This is a genomic window from Lysinibacillus sp. GbtcB16, from assembly GCF_019091145.1.
GTDB lineage: Bacteria > Bacillota > Bacilli > Bacillales_A > Planococcaceae > Lysinibacillus > Lysinibacillus fusiformis.
This window is the reverse complement of sequence record NZ_JAGXJV010000290.1, coordinates 1-279: the sequence shown is the minus strand read 5'-3', so window position 1 is coordinate 279 and position 279 is coordinate 1. Positions and strand designations below refer to the sequence as shown.

At 51.3% G+C, this 279-nt stretch carries 1 pseudogene; it reads left to right on the top strand.

Annotation, left to right across the window (positions count from 1 at the left end):
- Positions 1 to 279, top strand: a pseudogene (locus KVT27_RS24295) (extracellular solute-binding protein); the annotation flags it as partial.

The following is a 279-nucleotide window of genomic DNA, read 5'->3' as shown; positions in this document are numbered from 1 at the left end:
GGCGAGACAAGGTGCTATCTGGGATCTGACGCCTTATCTGAAGGATTATCCGAATTTGGCGAAAGGGGTTCCTGATGTGGCTTGGGAACTGACCAAGCTGGAGGACGGGAAAATTTACGGTATTCCCAGAGGGCGTGACGCCAATGACGTTTCATTCCTCATTTTACGGAAGGATTGGCTGGATAAGCTCGGACTTAAGCCGCCCGCAACGACGGATGAGCTTTACCAGGTGCTGAAAGCATTTGCTGAGCAAGATCCTGATGGCAACGGCAAAAAGGA